Raw genomic sequence first — 16,437 nt, forward strand, 5'->3', positions numbered from 1 at the left:
ACAGTCAGAAACCTAGACAGGAAGCGGCGTGCGGCCGTTAAGGCGCTCCGCAACACCCACGGATGAAGCAGGAGAGCCAAAATCTCCGTCGAATTCGTTCCGGGCGCTGTGACGGGCCTCGTATTCTGGCGTTCCGCGATCACCCGCTCTCGTCGTCGGCGCGGTCGGCAGCTACCAGCTCGCGCACGAGCGGTGCCACCTCGGTGCCGTAAAGCTCGATGCTGGTCATCAGTTTCTCGTGGGAGAGCGTGCCGAGGCTGTATTTGAGGTCGAAGCGGGCGAGCCCCAGCCTCACCGCCGTGGCGGCGATCTTCGTGGCCACGGTCTCGGGTGAGCCCACGAACAGGGCGCCGTCCGGGCCGGCGTCGTGTTCGAAGCGCTCCCGGGTGACCGGACCCCAACCGCGCTCGCGGCCGATCCGGTCCTGCATGGCGGCATAGTGCGGCCACATTTCCTCGCGGGCCTGGGCATCCGTCACGGCCACATATCCCGGGGAGTGCTCGCCGATCGGGCGGGTCGGCTTCTCGAACTGGGCCAGCGCACGGTGATAGAGCTGGACCAGTGGCACGAAGGCCAGCGGCGAGCCGCCGATGATGGCCAGCATCAGCGGCAGGCCGTAGTGCGCGGCGCGCACGACGGACTGGGGGCTGCCGCCCACGCCGATTCAGGTGGTGAGGGATCCGGATTCGGTGGGCGGGAACACCCGCTGGTTACGCAGGCCGGCACGGGTTTCGCCCGACCAAGTGATGGGCTCCTCCTTGAGCAGCTCGGTGAAGAGGTTGAGCTTTTCCTCGAACAGAAGCTCATATTGCTCCAGCTCCAGGCCGAAAAGCGGGAACGACTCGGTGAAGGAGCCGCGACCCAGGATGACCTCGGCACGCCCGCTGGAGACCGCGTCGAGGGTGGAGAAGCGCTGGAAGACGCGCACCGGGTCGTCGGAGCTCAGAACGGTGACCGCAGACCCGAGACGGATGCCGGTGGTCTGCCCGGCGATTGCGGCCAGAACAACCTCGGGGGCGGAAACGGCGAAATCTTCCCGGTGGTGCTCACCGATCCCGAAAAAGTCCAGGCCGACCTGATCGGCCAGCACACCCTCGGCCACCACGTTGCGCAGCGTCGCCGCCTGGGACAACCGGGCCCCGAAGGCGTCAAAGGTAACGTCACCGAAGGTATCCAGCCCGAGTTCGAACTTCTTTTTCATCTGGTGCGTGCTCCTCGCCGTGGTCGGTACGTTCGACAAACTCTATGCAAATGCATTCAAAGGCCAAACCGCGGCCGTCCCGGGAATATTCCGAGCCCGACCTGAGGTTCGGGGCGCTCCGCTAGGGAGGGGGCCGCCGGCGAGCCGGCGCGAGGGGCAGAATGGGGTCAGGCGCCACCATCCGGTCGCCCCGGCGACAGGAGATTTCCCATGACCGAACACGAACTCATTTCGCTCTGGACCCGGGCCCGTTGGCACATCATCATGTCCCAGCTCGCTCCGACCTTCCTACTCACGGCGCTCGTGGCTTTCCTGTCCCTCGGCCTGGCGGAGGCCGAGCTGAGCGTGCGCATCGCGGCCGCGGGCATCCTGCTGGCCTCAGGCATTCTCGGCGCGCTCGCTCAAATCGCGTCCGCGAACGAAGGGCTCGCCATCGTGGCTGACCTCTGCGCGCTGCCCGCGAGCAGCGCCCTCGGGCGCGGCGTCATCGCCTCCGCACCGTGGATCAACGTCGTGCGCTTCCTGACCCCCGCAGTCTTCGTGGTCGTCTACGTCGCCCTTTTGGCGGCCCTGTTCTTACCGTTCGCTTAGCCACTCACCACCACATCTCGTCAGTATCGGAATGTGGACCCCAAGATGTGGTGACGTTGAGGCACAGGGTGTGAGGTCGAATGCACAAACCCGAAATTTTGGGCCATCAAGCGCACTGGCGCCGACGCTCCCTCCGACGCAGTGCGGATCCGTACCGCCGTCTCCAGCGCCGAGATCGGCAAGGCGCAGCGCGAGGGCGAGCTACACATCCACGACCTCGACATGCTGGCCGGCTATTGCGCCGGCTGGTCGCTCCGGGTGTTCCTCGACGAGGGACTGATTGGCTTTCTCGACAAGGTCGAGTCCACTCCCCGGGGCATTTCTCCTCGGCCCTCGCGCAGATCGTCAATTTCCTCGGCACCATGCAGAGCGAGTGGGCCGGAGCGCAGGAGTTCAGCTCCTTCGACTCCTACCGGGCGCCGTTCACCAACCTCACGTTCGACTGGGTCTGCCCGGAGTACCTGCGCGAGCAGGTGACCGTGATCGGCGAGGTCGAGCAGGACTTCAACCACGGCGACCTGGCCGAGGAGATGGCCGTGATCAACCGGGCGTCTATCGACGTGATGACCGCGAAGTTTGGCACTCCTTATTTCCAGAACTTCATTCCAGGAGACCACCGGAAACATGTACAACCTGGAGGCTACCCCGGCGGAGGGCACCACCGAGCGGTTCGCAAAGGACGATCGGAAGCGCTTCCCGGACATCCTGCAGGCCCGAACCGAAGCGAACCCGTACTACACCGACTCGTCCCAGCTGCCGGTGGGCTTCACCGACGACTCGTTCGAGGCCCTCGACCGCCAGGACGAGCTGCAGAGCAAGTACACCGGCGGCACCGTGCTGCACCTGTACATGTCGGAGAAGCTCTGCACGGCCGCGGCCTGGCGCGAGCTCGTCCAGCGCTCCCTGACGACGCACCGGCTGCCGTACATCACGGTTACGCCGTCGTTCTCAATCTGCCCCGACCACGGCTACCTGGCCGGCGAGCACCCGACCTGCACGGTCTGCGGCGGCGTCTGTGAGGTGTGGACCATCGTGATGGGCCACTTCCGCCCGGTCAGCTCGTTCAGCATCGGCAAGAAGGGCGAGCGCGAACGATCTGCAGATCGCGGGACTTGTGGCACTGTCCACCTGCGGCTGGCTGCTGACCAAGCGTCACGGCCTGCTCGACGGGGTGGTCTTCTCGGGTGGGGAGCCCACCCGGCACGCACGACCGTCGACCCGATGATCATGCCCCCCGGAGAAGTCAGGGGCTCAGCGCCACGCTCACCGCCCTGGGCGTGCGGGAACACGTGCTGCAGACTGTGCGGGCCGAAGGTGCCCGCCCCGCGTTCGCGGCGCGGCTGAAAGCCCACCTGGAGCAGCTGGGCTAGACGGCGTCCCGGTAGACCCACCGGCGGTTCAGGCGCACGAACCGGCTGATCTCGTGCTGCTGCGAGGAGACGCCGCCGGACCGGCTGTGCGCGGTGAACTCCACCACCCCTTCGGTGTCGAACGGGCCGCCCTGCGCGGTCCGTTCGATCTCGAGGCGGAGCCAACGCACGTCGGCGTCGAGTTCCAGCACCTCCGGGCGGGTGAGCGGATGCCACGTCGTGAGCAGGTAGTCCGGCTCCCCCACCGCGAAGGCCGCGTACCGGGACCGCATCAGCGCCTCCGCGGTGGGCGCAAACGCGTCCCCGCGGTGGAACCGACCACAGCACGCGAAATAGGGGTTGCCGCTCGGGCAGGGGCACGGTCGAGGGCGCTGCGGGCGCTCTGCGGGGATCGAAGTCTCGGGCACCCCTCCAGTATCGGGCAGCGTCCGGGCCGCCGGAACCCGGTCGGCTCGGTCTCGTACTCGCGTTCTGCCGACCTGTTCGACCGCAGCGTCGCGGTCACCTCCCGTGCCGGGTTCGTTCTGTGACTCCCGTCGCTCGGGTGTCGGCCGGACTCGGGGCGATACTCGCGGTGCGGGCAACCGGTGGCGGGACGGTCGGGGCGAGGTGGTCGGCGACCCGGTTCCGGGCCAGGTCGGCGGCCTCCGCCAGGGTTTCGGCTCCTCGAACAGGTGTGTGGCGCCGGGCAACAGGGTACGGCCCGGTACCTGCCGGTCCGGCTCGGGTGGGGAGATGACGGTTTGGGAATGCCGGGCGAAGGAGCCTAGAGTCAGCCCACCATGAATGACATTGCGATCGGCAGATACAAGCACTACAAGGGTCACCTCTACGAGGTTCTCGGCGTGGCGCTGCACTCGGAGACCGAGGAACAGCTGGTGGTCTACACCGCCCTGTACGGAGAACGCGGGCTGTGGGTGCGCCCCTTGGCCATGTTCACGGGAACCGTCCGCATCGACGGCGCAGACGTTCCACGCTTCGCCCTGATCGACGGCGCGTGATCACCAGCCCCCGCAGTCGCGTCAGAGGGCCCTCCGCGAGGATCCATCTGATCGATACATTTCATGCGAAGTTCACTGATGAGCTTTTCTGCCCCACATAACCAGAACAGGCCCCGACCGAAGTCGAGGCCTGTTCCATATTTTCGGTACGTTGTGCTACTCGGTGGATCCGAGGGGATTCGAACCCCTGACCCCCTGCATGCCATGCAGGTGCGCTACCAGCTGCGCCACGGACCCAGAATGTGTTTCGCAACGTGCCCGAAACAACTTCTCTAGGCTACTACATGATTAGCCTGCTGCTGACCACCGCTACTCGGCGGCCTTGTGGGCAGGCAGTGCGATGGGAATGACGGGGCAGTCTTTCCACAGACGTTCGAGCGAGTAGTACACGCGCTCTTCCTCGTGGAAAATGTGCACGACGAGATCGCCGAAGTCGACGAGGACCCAGCGCCCCTCGGCACGGCCTTCGCGACGCAGCGGTTTGTGGCCGGCCTCGGTCATCTTGTCTTCGATCTCACCGGCGATGGCCACCACGTTGCGCTCGGAGCGGCCCGTGACGATCAGGAAGATGTCGGTGAGAGGCAGGGGATTGGATACGTCGATTGCGACGAGGTCCTCTCCCGCTTTCGAGTCTGCGGCGGCGGCGGCCACCTGGAGGAGCTCGAGAGCATGGGCAGAAGCGGTCATCGAATGAATCCCTGAGTTAGTGAAAGCGAAATGGATGGCATTAGAAAATCTTGAGGACGTAGCCGGCCACGATCAGGGCCAGCACGCCGAAAGCGAGGACGCCTGCGGTAACGGTCAGGACGGCCGGAACGGTCAACCCGCGCTTTTTCGGTGGAGCCATGACTCCCCGGGTCGAAGCGTGCGTGCTGACGGCGCGGCTCGCACTGACCGGGGCGACGTCGCTATGGTGTCCACCCTCGTCGAGCTGGTCGAGCATCTGATCCATGTCCGACGAGTCGAAGACGTTCGGCAGGGCTCCGGTGGAACCGAGGCTGCGGGGCAGGTCGATCGACCCGGTGACCATGATCTCGCCGGTGCGCATGAGCGGGCCCGACGAAGATCCGTGGTGCGGGATGGACGGCAGGATCAGGGCGTTGGTCGTGGTCGGAATGCCGCCGGCGCTGATGCCGCGAGCCACGATCTGGTCGAACGGTTCGAGCTGTGTCACGCCGGGAACGTGGTCGTCAACCTCGTCGCGGGCCAGCGACCAGTGTCCGACCGGCGGGTGGAGCACTCCGGGTCGGGACTTGACCTTCGTGCGCGGGGAGGCCTCAATCAGGAACTCGACGGGCGGCGCCACCTTGGCGGGGGCCACCGGAACGTGCAGCGCGTCGATGGCGAAGGGGTGCGCAGCCGTCTCGGGCACGGGTGCGATCGGGGCAGCGGGGAGCGCCGACTCGGTGTGGGAGTTGTGCTTCAGCAGGAATTCGCCGGAATCGCCGGTCTGTGCGGTCTGAAGCGCGCGCAGCTCACGACGGGTCAGGGTGCTGTGGTCCTGCGCGTGGAGAACGCTGCGCGTGCCGTCGACGGCGCGAGGCGCGAACGCGGACGGTGCGGCGGGATACTGCTGGGCGGCGTGCTGCTTTGCGGAAAGGGCATCCGTCACCGGAACCGGTGCCTGATCCACCGGTGCCGGTTCGAGCGGCGCCGGAGGCGCAGGTACGGCGGATTCGCCGGCGACAACCTGCTCGTTCCGACTAGCCAATTCGCGGGCTTGTCGCCGCGTCAGTGGCTGTGGGTCATTACCCAACGTCATGCCACACTCCGATACAGATGATGCTTTGAGATGTACTGGACAACCCCATCGGGGACCAGATACCAGACCGGGAATCCCCGATTCACACGTTCCCGGCAGTCCGTGGACGAGATGGCCAGAGCCGGAACCTCCAACAAGCTTACGTCCTGGTCGGGCAATCCCGAAATACTGAGCTCGTGTCCCGGACGACTCACAGCCACGAAATGGGCCAGGTCCCAGAGCTCCTGAACATCTTTCCAGCCCAGGATCTGCCCCATCGCGTCGGCACCCGTGATGAAGAACAGCTCCGCGTCCGGGCGTTCGGCGTGCAGATCCCGCAGGGTGTCGATCGTGTACGTGGGCCCGGTTCGGTCGATGTCGACCCGGCTGACGGTGAACCGGGGATTGGAGGCGGTGGCGATGACCGTCATGAGATACCGGTGCTCGCTCTCGGTCACATCTGCCTTCTGCCACGGCTGACCGGTGGGAACGAAAATGACCGTATCAAGGTCGAAGCTCTGAGCCACCTCGCTGGCGGCCACAAGGTGCCCGTGGTGAATGGGGTCGAACGTGCCGCCCATCACGCCGATGCGCGGTGGGCGGGCCCCGGGATTATCGATGGGTGACGCTTCCGATTAGTGGTCGCTGCGCGCGCCGCCGTGGGCGTCGGCGTAAGCCTTCGCCTTGGCCTGGTGGCGGTTGGCGACATCCCGGTAGGACCAGACGACGAAGCCGAGCGCGGCGAAGACCACGAGGGCGATCACTCCGTAGAGGAAGATCGGCATCGGCAAATCGACGAGCCCGGCCTCAGCCAGCACAACGGTCAGGAACGACATGGGATTCTCCATTCAGGGACACACAAGGCACAGTGATACGCCGCGGCTCACAGTCTAGCGGGGCTATGCGCGCACCTGGCCGGAGCCACGCACGATCCACTTGGTGCTGGTGAGCTCGGGCAGACCCATCGGCCCGCGAGCGTGCAGTTTCTGGGTGGAAATGCCCACCTCGGCTCCGAAACCGAACTCGCCGCCATCGGTGAACCGGGTCGAGGCATTGACCATGACCGCCGCGGAATCCACTTCTCCGAGAAACCGGTCGGCGTTCACGATGTCGTTTGTGATGATCGACTCCGTGTGCCCGGTCGAGTAGCGACGGATGTGCGCAATGGCGTCGTCGAGGGAGTCGACGACCGCCACGGCCAGTTCGAGGCCCATGTACTCGGTGGACCAGTCCTCCTCCGTGGCCGGCACGGCCGCGGGGAAGATCTCGCGCACGCGGTCGTCGCCGTGCAGGGTAACGCCGGACTCCGTCAGCTTCGCCAGAACGGCCGGCAGGAGCCGCGCGGCCGCGGCCTCGTGCACGAGCAGAGTCTCGAGGGCGTTGCAGACACTGGGCCGGTGCACCTTCGAGTTGTGCACGATGTCGACCGCCCACTCCGGATTCGCCGACTCGTCGACGAAGATGTGCACGACGCCGGCCCCGGTCTCGATCACGGGCACGGTCGACTGGGTGACGACAGCCCGAATCAGGCCGGCGCTCCCCCGCGGGATCAGCACGTCGACAAAGCCGCGGGCCTGCATCAGCTCGGTGGCACCGGTACGGCCGAACGGGTCGATGGTCTGCACGCACGCCTCGGGCAGGCCGACCTGCCTGATCGCGGCCTGGAGCAGGGTGACGAGCACCCGGTTGGTGTTCTCGGCGGCCGATCCGCCCCGCAGGACGACGGCGTTGCCGCTCTTCAGAGCGATGGCGGCTATGTCCACGGTGACGTTCGGGCGGGCCTCGTAGATGACGCCGACGACACCGAAGGGTACACGCACCTGGCTGATTCGGACGCCGTTGGGCAGGCTGGAGCCGCGCACAACCTCCCCGACGGGATCGGTGAGCAGGCTGATCTCGAGCACGGCGTCGGCGAGGGCGTTAATGCGCGCCTCGTCGAGGCTGAGGCGGTCGAGCAAGCCCTCGGAGAGGCCATTGTGCGTGCCGGCGGCCAGATCCAGGGTGTTAGCGGCCAGAATCTCCGCAGCGCTCCCCCGCAGGGCGGCGGCGATCCCGTGCAACGCCTGGTTCTTCAGCCCGGTCGACGTCGTGGCCAGAGTTCGGGCGGCGGTTCGGGCGGCTTCGAGGATCGAGGTGATCTGAGGTGAGTCGGTCTGCAGCATCCCGGTAGTTTAGGCCAGAGCGGGTTCGAACCAGGTTCCGACCGGGTCGCCGCGGAGTGCCTCGGCAACCAGACCAGTCGAGGTGAGCAGCACGGCAGTGCCGGCCTCCGCCGCGATCCGTGCGGCCGACACCTTGGTGTCGGCACCCCCGGTGCCCACGCCGGAGCGGCTGCCGCTGAGCTCGACACCGAGCATGGGATCGCCGCAGGGGACGTGATCGATGCGTTCCGCGCCCGGCAGGTGCGGCGCGCGCGTGTAGAGGGCGTCGACGTCGCTGAGCAGGACCAGCAGGTCGGCGTGGATGAGCGTGGCGACCAGGGCGGCCAACCGGTCGTTGTCGCCGAACCGGATCTCGTGGGTGGCGACCGTGTCGTTCTCGTTGACGATCGGCAGGATGCGCAGACCGAGCAGGCGATCCATCGCCCGGTGGGCGTTGCCTCGATGCGAGGGGTTTTCCAGGTCACCGGCAGTGAGCAGCACCTGGCCGGCGACGATGTCGTACCGGTCGAGGCTGTCCTGGTAGCGGAAGATGAGCAGGTTCTGGCCCACGGATGCCGCGGCCTGCTGGGTGGCCAGGTCGGTGGGGCGCTCGTCGAGTTGCAGGTAGGGCATGCCGGTGGCGATGGCCCCGGAGGAGACGAGGACGATCTCCACTCCGCGCCCGTGCGCCTCGGCAAGGGCATCGACGAGCGGGATGATCTGTGCGATGTTCGCGCCGCTGATCGAGGAGGAGCCGACCTTCACAACGATGCGCGCGGCCGACGCGACCTCGTGTCGGCCGAGTGCGCTCACAGAAGCGCTCGGCCGGGCGCGGTGGGCATCGGCTCGAACCAGGTGCCACAGGAGCCGCCGCGGAGGGCCTCTGCGGCCAGGCTCGTCTCAGTGACGAGAACGGCCGTTCCGGCGGAGGCGGCCAGGCGGGCCGCCCTCACCTTGGTGTCCGCCCCGCCGGTGCCCACGGTGCCGGCACCCTTGTTCGCCCCGAACTCCATGCCGTCCAGTTCCTGGTCGAACCCGATAAAGTCGATCGGTTCCGCACCGGGCAGGTGCGGGGGCTTAGTGTAGAGCGCGTCGACGTCGCTGAGCAAGAGCAGTAGGTCGGCGCGGATGAGCACCGAGAGCATGGCGGCGAGCCGGTCGTTGTCGCCGAATCGCAGCCCGTAGGTCGCGACCGTGTCGTTCTCGTTCACGACGGGCATAATGCGCAGGTCCAGCAGCCGGTTCACCGCGCGGCGGGTGTTGCTGCGGTGCGGCTCGTTGAGTAGGTCACCCTCTGTCAGCAGCACCTGCCCCGCGGCAATGCCATAGCGGTCCAGAGTCTCCTGGTAACGGGCCGTGAGCACGTTCTGACCCACGGATGCCGCGGCCTGTTGGGTGGCCAGGTCGGCCGGCCGCTCGTCGAGGTTGAGGTAGTCCATGCCGCTGGCGACGGCGCCGCTCGACACCAGGACAACCTCCACGCCGCGATTGTGGGCCTGGGCCAGGACCTCGATCAGAGGTACGATCTGCTCGGAGTTGTCGCCGCTGATCGACGAGGAGCCGACCTTCACGACGATGCGCCGGGCGGAAGCTACCTGGGCGCGGGAGCGGTGACTCATTCGGCCCCGCTCTCCTTACGGGGCGACACCGGGACTGAACCGTCGCCCGTGAGAGTGTCGCCGTTGTACTCTTCCTCGCCGGTCGACCACATGCCGGCCTCGCGCTCTCGGATCAGTTCGGCGCGTGCGGCTGCCTTGGCGTCCATCCGGCCGAAGTACTCCTCTCGGCGCTCGTTGCTGGTGCGTCGCTTGGAGTCGTCAAGGCGGGTGTCGGTGCCACGCGGGGCCGTGATCAGTTCGGCCGTGGAGGTGAGGGTGGGCTCCCAGTCGAAGACCACGCCGTTGCCGGGCCCGATGATGACCGTCGAGCCGGCGATCGCGCCGGCCTTGAACAGTTCGTTCTCGATGCCGAGCTTGGCCAGGCGGTCGGCCAGGAAGCCGACGGCCTCGTCGTTCTTGAAGTCCGTCTGCTGCACCCAGCGCTCGGGCTTGGTGCCGATGATGCGGTAGATGTTGCCGAACGACCCACCCTCGACCTTGACGACGAAGCCGCTGTCGTCGACGGCCTTCGGGCGGATCACGATGCGCGGCTTGACGGCCTGCGCCGCGGCGGCCTCGACCCGTCCGGCCTCGACGGTCTCGGCCAGCGCATAGTTGAGCTGCTTGAGACCCTCATGGCTGACGGTCGAGATCTCGAACACGCGGTAACCGCGCGCCTCGAGGTCGGGCTTGACGAACTCCGCGAGCTCCCGGCCCTCGGGAACGTCGATCTTGTTCAGGGCGATCAACTGGGGGCGGTCGAGGAGCGGCTTCTGGCCGTCGGGCACCGGGTAGGCGGCCAGTTCGCCGAGAATGACGTCGAGGTCGCTGAGCGGGTCACGGTCAGGGTCGAGTGTGGCGCAGTCGAGGATGTGCAGCAACGCCGTACACCGTTCCACGTGACGAAGGAATTCGAGGCCGAGGCCCTTTCCCTCGCTGGCGCCCTCGATTAGGCCGGGCACGTCGGCGACGGTGTAGCGCACCTCGCCGGCATCCACGACGCCGAGGTTGGGGTGCAGGGTCGTGAACGGGTAATCCGCAATCTTGGGCCGGGCCGCCGAGATGGCCGCGATCAGGCTGGACTTGCCGGCCGAGGGGTAGCCGACGAGCGCGACATCCGCCACGGTCTTGAGTTCAAGCTGGATGTCGCCTTCCCAGCCGTAGGTGCCGAGCAGGGCGAAGCCGGGGGCTTTGCGTTTGAGCGAGGCCAGGGCCGCGTTGCCGAGCCCGCCCTGACCGCCAGGCGCCACGACGATACGGAAGCCCGGCTCGGTCATGTCGGCGAGTTCGTTGCCCTCGGCGTCTTTGACCACGGTGCCGAGCGGGACGGCCAGCTCCATCAGCTCGCTGCCGAAGCCGGCGCGGTGGTCACCCATGCCGGGGCCGCCGTTCGCGGAGCTGCGGTGCGGGGACCGGTGGTAACCGAGGAGGGTCGTCACGTTCGGGTCGGCGACGAGCACGATGTCACCACCGCTTCCGCCGTTGCCTCCGTCAGGGCCGGCGAGCGGCTTGAACTTCTCACGCTTGACGGAGACACAGCCGTTCCCTCCGTTGCCTGCTCGCAGGTGGAGAGTGACGTGGTCAACAAACGTGGCCATGGGGGTGCCCCTTTCAGGTGGCAAAAAGCTCAGTGGTGCGTAAATCATTGGTGCTGTGCATCTTGTCGTGCGGGTGCCGTAAAACACGCAAAGGGCGAGCCGAAGCCCGCCCTCACGCTTACCGATGTGGAATGCCTAAGCGGCAGCCACCACGATGTTGACGACCTTGCGGCCGCCCTTGGCGCCGAACTCAACCGAGCCGGGCTCGAGAGCGAAGAGCGTGTCGTCGCCACCACGGCCGACGTTGACGCCGGGGTGGAAGTGGGTGCCGCGCTGACGGACGATGATCTCGCCCGCGCTGACAACCTGACCGCCGAAGCGCTTCACGCCGAGGCGCTGGGCGTTGGAGTCGCGACCGTTGCGAGTGGAACTCGCGCCTTTTTTATGTGCCATCTGTTCTGCTCCTCAGGGCCTAGGCGATGCCGGTAACCTGAACGCGAGTGAGCTCCTGACGGTGCCCCTGACGCTTCTTGTACCCGGTCTTGTTCTTGAACTTCTGGATGACGATCTTCGGACCGCGGAGATCGTTCAAGACCTCGGCCGTGACCGTGATCTTGGCCAGTGACTGGGAGTCAGAGGTGATCGTGTCGCCGTCGACGAGAAGCACTGCGGCCAGCTCGACGTTGCCGTCCTTGTTGGCTTTGATTCGGTCCATCGTGACGATGGTCCCGACCTCTACCTTTTCCTGCCGCCCACCGGCGCGCACAACTGCGTAAACCACGTTACGTACCTATCTCTGGGGAGCCGTGAGGCCCCGTGATGGAAAGTTACTGCCTTAAACACGCCAAGTCGGCCCGTCGCTCTCAGAAAACCTCGGTGATCGCGGGGGCGAAGGCCCGTCGCACACCAAAAGTCAACGTTAGCCGATCCTGCTGCAACGGTCAAACCGAGGCCGGATCATAGAATCGGGTGATGACCGTCTTGATCGACAAGCCGATGTGGCCCGCGCATGGCACCGTCTGGTCCCATCTTGTCAGCGATTCGTCACTGGCCGAACTGCACGCTTTCGCGGCCCGCAACGGAATCCCCCGCCGCGGCTTCGACCTGGACCACTACGACGTACCCGCCCACCGCTATGACGCCCTCGTGGCCTCGGGGGCGCATCCGGTGGACAATCGGGAACTGGTTCTCCGGCTCCGCGCAAGCGGCCTGCGTGTGCGCGGCCGGGACCGATCGGGCAGCGGCTCTCTCCCAGAGTCCTGATCGGGGCCCGAAGCGCTGCCTCGCCGGTTGAAAGAGACCGGGCGACCGGCGACGCCCAGCCCCGTGGGCTGTGCGCCGCCGGTCGCCCGATCGACTCGATTCGTTCCTGCAGGGATTCTCGTTACTGCTGGGAATCCGGGGCCGTGGTCATGATCGGCTGGGCCGACCCGGTGGATCCGCCGGCCGTCGTCACCCGCCGGCTGCGCGAACGCCCCTGGCCCGGCTGCTTGGGCTCGGGCAGGGCGTCCAGCACCGAGTCCAGCAGCTGGTCGGTGACCTGCTTGCTGACCGTGCGGCGGCTACGGGAGGACTTCTTGACCGGGATGTCCAGGATGGCGACGGGCTCGTCGTCGTCGGGCGTTGCGGCCTCGAGCGCGGCAGGTGCCTCGACCGGGGTCTGCTGCGCCTCCTGAACCGGGGTTTCCGGGGTCACGATGGGCGCTGCGTCCCGCTGGCGGGGAAGGGAGGACGCCCTACGGCTGCGGCGTGCCGACGGTGCAGACGTCTCGGCCGCGACTGCCTCGTTCACGGCCTCCTCGATCGGGTTGGCTTCGGCGGCCGGGTTGGCTGATGCGGCGGTCGCCGCGTCGACAGATGACCCGTCGACTGATGCCGCGGGGGCGGCCGCCTTCTCCGCGGGAACCGATTCCGGCTTCGCCTCAGGCAGGGCGATGATCGGGATCGAGCCGGTCAGGGCGCGCGGGATGGTGCGGGCGGCGATCAGGGCGAGGGCGTGCTTGGCATCCTCGGTGATGCCGTGGGTGCCGTGTCCGGACTTGCCGGCATCGGCCTGAGACGCGTGCGCGGCTGCGGAGTTGGTACCGTTTCCGTTTCCGTTTCCGCCGCGGTGCCCGTTGTCGCCGCCGGAATTGGTGCCCGACTTGCTGCGCGGGCGACGCTCCATGGCCGGCTGAGCCGTCTGGCGGTGCTTGAGCACCGGGTCGTGGTGGATGACGATGCCTCGGCCGGCGCAGGCTTCACAGTTCTCGCTGAATGATTCCAGGAGTCCGAGACCGAGCTTTTTGCGGGTCATCTGCACAAGCCCGAGCGAGGTAACCTCGGCGACCTGGTGCTTGGTGCGGTCGCGGCTCAGGCATTCGAGCATGCGGCGCAGCACGAGGTCGCGGTTGGTTTCGAGGACCATGTCGATGAAGTCGACGACGATGATGCCGCCGATGTCGCGCAGACGCAGCTGGCGAACGATCTCTTCGGCAGCCTCGAGGTTGTTCTTCGTGACGGTCTCCTCGAGGTTTCCACCAGAGCCGACGAACTTGCCGGTGTTGACATCGACGACGGTCATGGCCTCGGTGCGGTCGATCACGAGGGAGCCACCGGACGGTAGCCAGACCTTGCGGTCGAGGGCCTTCTCGATCTGCTCCGAAATACGGTACTCGTCGAAGGCGTCGTTCTCGCCCTCGTGACGCTCCACGCGCTCCACCAGGTCCGGTGCGACCTGGCGCAGGTAGGCCTCGATGACCTCGCGGGATTCCTCGCCGGAGATGACCATCTTCTGAAAGTCCTCGTTGAAGACATCCCGCACGATCTTGATCAGAAGGTCCGGTTCGCTGTGCAGCAGGGCCGGTGCCTGCACCGTGTCGACCTGCTTGGCGATGGACGCCCACTGCGAGGTGAGCCGGTTGACGTCGAGCGTGAGCTGCTCGTCGGTGGCACCCTCGGCCGCGGTGCGCACGATGACCCCCACGTTCTCGGGCAAAACCTCCTTGAGGATCTTCTTCAAGCGCGCCCGCTCGGTGTCGGGCAACTTGCGGCTGATCCCGTTCATCGAGCCGTTCGGCACGTAGACGAGGTAGCGGCCGGGCAGTGACACCTGGCTGGTGAGTCGCGCACCCTTGTGCCCGATCGGGTCCTTCGTGACCTGCACGAGCACCTTGTCGCCCGGCTTGAGCGCGAGCTCGATGCGCCGAGCCTGGCTGCTGTTGCCGGAGTTCTCGGCGGCGGCCTCCCAGTCGACCTCACCCGAGTACAGCACGGCGTTGCGGCCGCGTCCGATGTCGACGAAGGCTGCTTCCATGCTCGGCAGCACGTTCTGCACCTTGCCCAGGTAGACGTTTCCGATCAGCGAGGCATCCTGATTCTTGGCGACGTAGTGCTCGACCAGCACACCGTCTTCCAGCACCCCGATCTGAATCTTGTTGTGCTTGGCCCGCACGACCATGACCCGGTCGACGGATTCGCGGCGGGCGAGGAACTCGGCCTCGGTGATCACCGGGCGACGGCGCCCGGCATCGCGGCCGTCACGGCGGCGCTGCTTCTTGGCCTCGAGGCGGGTCGACCCCTTGATCCGCTGGGGTTCGGTGATGAGTTCGGGTTCGCGGGGCGTGCGCACGCGAACAACGGTGTTCGCGGGGTCGTCGGATCCGGACCGGTTCTCGTCGCCGGTGCGCCGGCGGGCGCGACGACGAACGGTCGACAACGCGTCGCCCTCGTCGTCATGGTCCTGACGGATGTCCTGGCCGGTGTCCTGGCGCGCGGTGTCGCGGCGCGCTCCGGTGCGGGCCGGTAGCGGCACGATGACCGGGGCCTGGAACACCAGCGAGGTGGACGGGCGGCGAACCACATCGGCGGTCGGGGTGGGCGGCGGCGTCGGTTCCACGGCAGCGTCCTGTTCTGAGTCGGGGGTTTCGCCGAACGGAGCGGCGGCTGCCGGCTCGGTCACGGCGTCGTCGGTGTGGACGCGGGGTGCCTGCGCTGCTGAAATCGGCTCGCGCGTCGCCGCAGCGACGTTCTGTGCGGCGTCATTTTGCTGCGCACTGTTGTTCTCAGGCGCGGCCTCCGGAACGGTCACCGGGGTGGCAGCCCTCCGCGAGGTGCGGCGGGTGCCGAACAAACCCTTGCGTTTTTTGATGTTTTCGTTGTCTTCCACCATCACTGGTGCGCTCCTTGACCAGTGTGGGCGACCGCGCCACCCATCCGGCTACTCTCTCGTGCGAGGATCACGCTTGCGCGAAACCCTCGGAAATCCTCTTCGTTCGCAACCGGCTCTTGGCTCTGGCTGCTAATACCTTTGGTCGTGGGACCAATGAATCTGGGCCTTTACGGCCCATTAAGACTTCTCTGGCGTCAACTTGAGCGCGGCCCAAGCGACTGTTCCGATTATCGCATGCATTCTCAGGAACACATGCGAGGCACATGACATAATTCAAATGTGCCCCACAACCCGCCCGTCAAGCGCCCCATCGGGCTCGCCATCTTCTTCATCATCGGTGGTTTGATCGCCCTCATCGCGGCTTTCCTCCTGACCGTCGACAAGTTCGCGATCCTCGAGGACCCGCAGGCCCAGCTTTCCTGCAACTTCAGTGTGCTGGTGGGCTGCAGCACCAACCTGGGATCGTGGCAGGGTGCCATCCTCGGTTTCCCCAACCCGGTGATCGGCTTGATGGCCTGGCCGGTAGTCATCACGATCGGCGCCGCGATCCTGGCCGGGGCGCGGTTAGCCCGCTGGTTCTGGATCGCGCTGAACGTGGGCGTCACCGGCGCCCTCGCGTTCGTGATCTGGCTGATGGCGCAGAGCTTCTTCGAGCTCGACGTGCTCTGCCCGTGGTGCATGGTGACCTGGACGGTCACGATCCCAATGTTCCTCGCCGTGACGCTGCACAACCTCACGGCGGGCAACCTCCCAGCGGGGCCGCACGTGCGGCGCCTGGCATCCGTCGCCTCCTCCTGGATCATCGTGATCACGATCGTCTGCTACCTGATCGCCGCCGTCATCGCCCAGGTCGAGATGGACTTCCTGAACCGCCTGTAATGGCGACCCTGCCCCCGTCCGGTTGAGACCCGGTGGTCGAGCTCCGGTGGTGGCGGCCGGAGGTTGCCGCTCCGGGCATCCGTGGCGGTTGCTAACTTCGGAGATTTTCGCGACACGCCGCTCACACGGGCTGGGGTGACCCGGTCTTTTCGGACGGGGTCCTTGGTTTCATTTTAGGCGGCGAGTGTGAGTTTGATGAGGCGTTCGGTGGGTGTTGAGTAGCCGAG

General features: G+C 66.6%; 16 protein-coding genes, 1 tRNA gene and 2 pseudogenes. 5 read left to right on the plus strand and 14 right to left on the minus strand.

Annotated elements, in window-relative coordinates:
* Window positions 1-139: 139 nt before the first annotated feature.
* Window positions 140-1,201, minus strand: a pseudogene (locus E3T40_RS16040) (LLM class flavin-dependent oxidoreductase).
* A gap of 210 nt (window positions 1,202-1,411) precedes the next feature.
* Between E3T40_RS16040 and E3T40_RS16045 the strand changes: the two are divergent.
* Window positions 1,412-1,792 carry a hypothetical protein gene (locus E3T40_RS16045; RefSeq protein WP_134544821.1) on the plus strand — a complete coding sequence of 127 codons (381 nt, stop codon included), beginning with the start codon at window positions 1,412-1,414 and terminating at the stop codon, window positions 1,790-1,792.
* A gap of 159 nt (window positions 1,793-1,951) precedes the next feature.
* Window positions 1,952-2,878, plus strand: a pseudogene (gene nrdD, locus E3T40_RS16050) (anaerobic ribonucleoside-triphosphate reductase); the annotation flags it as partial.
* Window positions 2,879-3,158: 280 nt separating this feature from the next.
* Here the strand turns inward: nrdD and E3T40_RS17695 are convergent.
* Complete coding sequence (locus tag E3T40_RS17695; RefSeq protein ID WP_370287955.1) at window positions 3,159-4,019, minus strand: YchJ family metal-binding protein; 861 nt, start codon at window positions 4,017-4,019, stop codon at window positions 3,159-3,161.
* Here E3T40_RS17695 and E3T40_RS16060 point away from each other — a divergent pair.
* A complete protein-coding gene (locus tag E3T40_RS16060; protein WP_104169629.1) occupies window positions 3,945-4,163 on the plus strand; it encodes a DUF1653 domain-containing protein in 219 nt (72 codons plus the stop codon). The two genes, E3T40_RS17695 and E3T40_RS16060, sit on opposite strands and share 75 nt — an antisense overlap.
* Window positions 4,164-4,327: 164 nt before the next feature.
* On the opposite strand, the gene E3T40_RS16065 is transcribed toward E3T40_RS16060, so the two are convergent.
* The 11 genes from E3T40_RS16065 to rplU all read right to left on the minus strand — a co-directional run bounded on the left by E3T40_RS16065 (window position 4,328) and on the right by rplU (window position 11,962).
* Window positions 4,328-4,400 (minus strand) — tRNA-Ala (locus E3T40_RS16065).
* Window positions 4,401-4,472: 72 nt separating this feature from the next.
* Window positions 4,473-4,850 (minus strand): ribosome silencing factor, encoded by a 378-nt coding sequence (rsfS, locus tag E3T40_RS16070; protein WP_104194944.1) that lies wholly within the window; start codon window positions 4,848-4,850, stop codon window positions 4,473-4,475.
* 40 nt (window positions 4,851-4,890) lie between these two features.
* Complete coding sequence (locus E3T40_RS16075) at window positions 4,891-5,796, minus strand: hypothetical protein (RefSeq protein WP_104194945.1); 906 nt, start codon at window positions 5,794-5,796, stop codon at window positions 4,891-4,893.
* Window positions 5,797-5,921: 125 nt separating this feature from the next.
* Window positions 5,922-6,524: a nicotinate-nucleotide adenylyltransferase gene (nadD, locus tag E3T40_RS16080; RefSeq protein WP_255408565.1), complete on the minus strand. Its 603-nt coding sequence runs from the start codon at window positions 6,522-6,524 to the stop codon at window positions 5,922-5,924.
* Between the two features lie 15 nt (window positions 6,525-6,539).
* Window positions 6,540-6,740 (minus strand): hypothetical protein, encoded by a 201-nt coding sequence (locus E3T40_RS16085; RefSeq protein ID WP_104169633.1) that lies wholly within the window; start codon window positions 6,738-6,740, stop codon window positions 6,540-6,542.
* 63 nt (window positions 6,741-6,803) lie between these two features.
* A complete protein-coding gene (locus tag E3T40_RS16090; RefSeq protein WP_134544823.1) occupies window positions 6,804-8,066 on the minus strand; it encodes a glutamate-5-semialdehyde dehydrogenase in 1,263 nt (420 codons plus the stop codon).
* A gap of 9 nt (window positions 8,067-8,075) precedes the next feature.
* Window positions 8,076-8,858: a glutamate 5-kinase gene (gene proB, locus E3T40_RS16095; protein WP_104103424.1), complete on the minus strand. Its 783-nt coding sequence runs from the start codon at window positions 8,856-8,858 to the stop codon at window positions 8,076-8,078.
* Complete coding sequence (proB, locus tag E3T40_RS16100) at window positions 8,855-9,664, minus strand: glutamate 5-kinase (protein WP_104194948.1); 810 nt, start codon at window positions 9,662-9,664, stop codon at window positions 8,855-8,857. The genes proB (E3T40_RS16095) and proB (E3T40_RS16100) overlap by 4 nt, the downstream gene beginning before the upstream one ends.
* Window positions 9,661-11,241: a GTPase ObgE gene (obgE, locus tag E3T40_RS16105; RefSeq protein WP_104103417.1), complete on the minus strand. Its 1,581-nt coding sequence runs from the start codon at window positions 11,239-11,241 to the stop codon at window positions 9,661-9,663. The genes proB (E3T40_RS16100) and obgE overlap by 4 nt, the downstream gene beginning before the upstream one ends.
* A gap of 135 nt (window positions 11,242-11,376) precedes the next feature.
* Window positions 11,377-11,634, minus strand: coding sequence for a 50S ribosomal protein L27 (rpmA, locus tag E3T40_RS16110; protein WP_104169636.1), 258 nt, complete (start codon window positions 11,632-11,634; stop codon window positions 11,377-11,379).
* Window positions 11,635-11,653: 19 nt separating this feature from the next.
* On the minus strand, window positions 11,654-11,962 hold the full coding sequence (rplU, locus tag E3T40_RS16115) for a 50S ribosomal protein L21 (RefSeq protein ID WP_104103412.1): 309 nt from the start codon (window positions 11,960-11,962) through the stop codon (window positions 11,654-11,656).
* A 191-nt stretch (window positions 11,963-12,153) separates the two neighbouring features.
* Here rplU and E3T40_RS16120 point away from each other — a divergent pair, with 191 nt between their 5' ends.
* Complete coding sequence (locus tag E3T40_RS16120; RefSeq protein ID WP_104103409.1) at window positions 12,154-12,444, plus strand: DUF4031 domain-containing protein; 291 nt, start codon at window positions 12,154-12,156, stop codon at window positions 12,442-12,444.
* Window positions 12,445-12,565: 121 nt separating this feature from the next.
* Here the strand turns inward: E3T40_RS16120 and E3T40_RS16125 are convergent, their stop codons facing one another.
* The gene (locus E3T40_RS16125; RefSeq protein ID WP_134544828.1) at window positions 12,566-15,331 is read right to left on the minus strand and encodes an Rne/Rng family ribonuclease; all 2,766 of its coding nucleotides are present in this window, start codon (window positions 15,329-15,331) and stop codon (window positions 12,566-12,568) included.
* A gap of 279 nt (window positions 15,332-15,610) precedes the next feature.
* Here E3T40_RS16125 and E3T40_RS16130 point away from each other — a divergent pair, with 279 nt between their 5' ends.
* Window positions 15,611-16,210, plus strand: coding sequence for a vitamin K epoxide reductase family protein (locus E3T40_RS16130; RefSeq protein WP_233194144.1), 600 nt, complete (start codon window positions 15,611-15,613; stop codon window positions 16,208-16,210).
* Window positions 16,211-16,437 lie beyond the last annotated feature (227 nt).

Source organism: Cryobacterium sp. TMT1-19, assembly GCF_004403055.1.
GTDB classification, from domain to species: Bacteria; Actinomycetota; Actinomycetes; order Actinomycetales; family Microbacteriaceae; genus Cryobacterium; species Cryobacterium sandaracinum.

Coding starts and splice junctions, on each gene's coding strand:
- E3T40_RS16045 (WP_134544821.1), top strand. CDS start 1,412: ATGACCGAACACGAACTCATTTCGCTCTGGACCCGGGCCCGTTGGCAC.
- E3T40_RS16060 (WP_104169629.1), top strand. CDS start 3,945: ATGAATGACATTGCGATCGGCAGATACAAGCACTACAAGGGTCACCTC.
- rsfS (WP_104194944.1), bottom strand. CDS start 4,850: ATGACCGCTTCTGCCCATGCTCTCGAGCTCCTCCAGGTGGCCGCCGCC.
- E3T40_RS16085 (WP_104169633.1), bottom strand. CDS start 6,740: ATGTCGTTCCTGACCGTTGTGCTGGCTGAGGCCGGGCTCGTCGATTTG.
- E3T40_RS16090 (WP_134544823.1), bottom strand. CDS start 8,066: ATGCTGCAGACCGACTCACCTCAGATCACCTCGATCCTCGAAGCCGCC.
- proB (WP_104194948.1), bottom strand. CDS start 9,664: ATGAGTCACCGCTCCCGCGCCCAGGTAGCTTCCGCCCGGCGCATCGTC.
- obgE (WP_104103417.1), bottom strand. CDS start 11,241: ATGGCCACGTTTGTTGACCACGTCACTCTCCACCTGCGAGCAGGCAAC.
- rpmA (WP_104169636.1), bottom strand. CDS start 11,634: ATGGCACATAAAAAAGGCGCGAGTTCCACTCGCAACGGTCGCGACTCC.
- E3T40_RS16120 (WP_104103409.1), top strand. CDS start 12,154: ATGACCGTCTTGATCGACAAGCCGATGTGGCCCGCGCATGGCACCGTC.
- E3T40_RS16125 (WP_134544828.1), bottom strand. CDS start 15,331: ATGGTGGAAGACAACGAAAACATCAAAAAACGCAAGGGTTTGTTCGGC.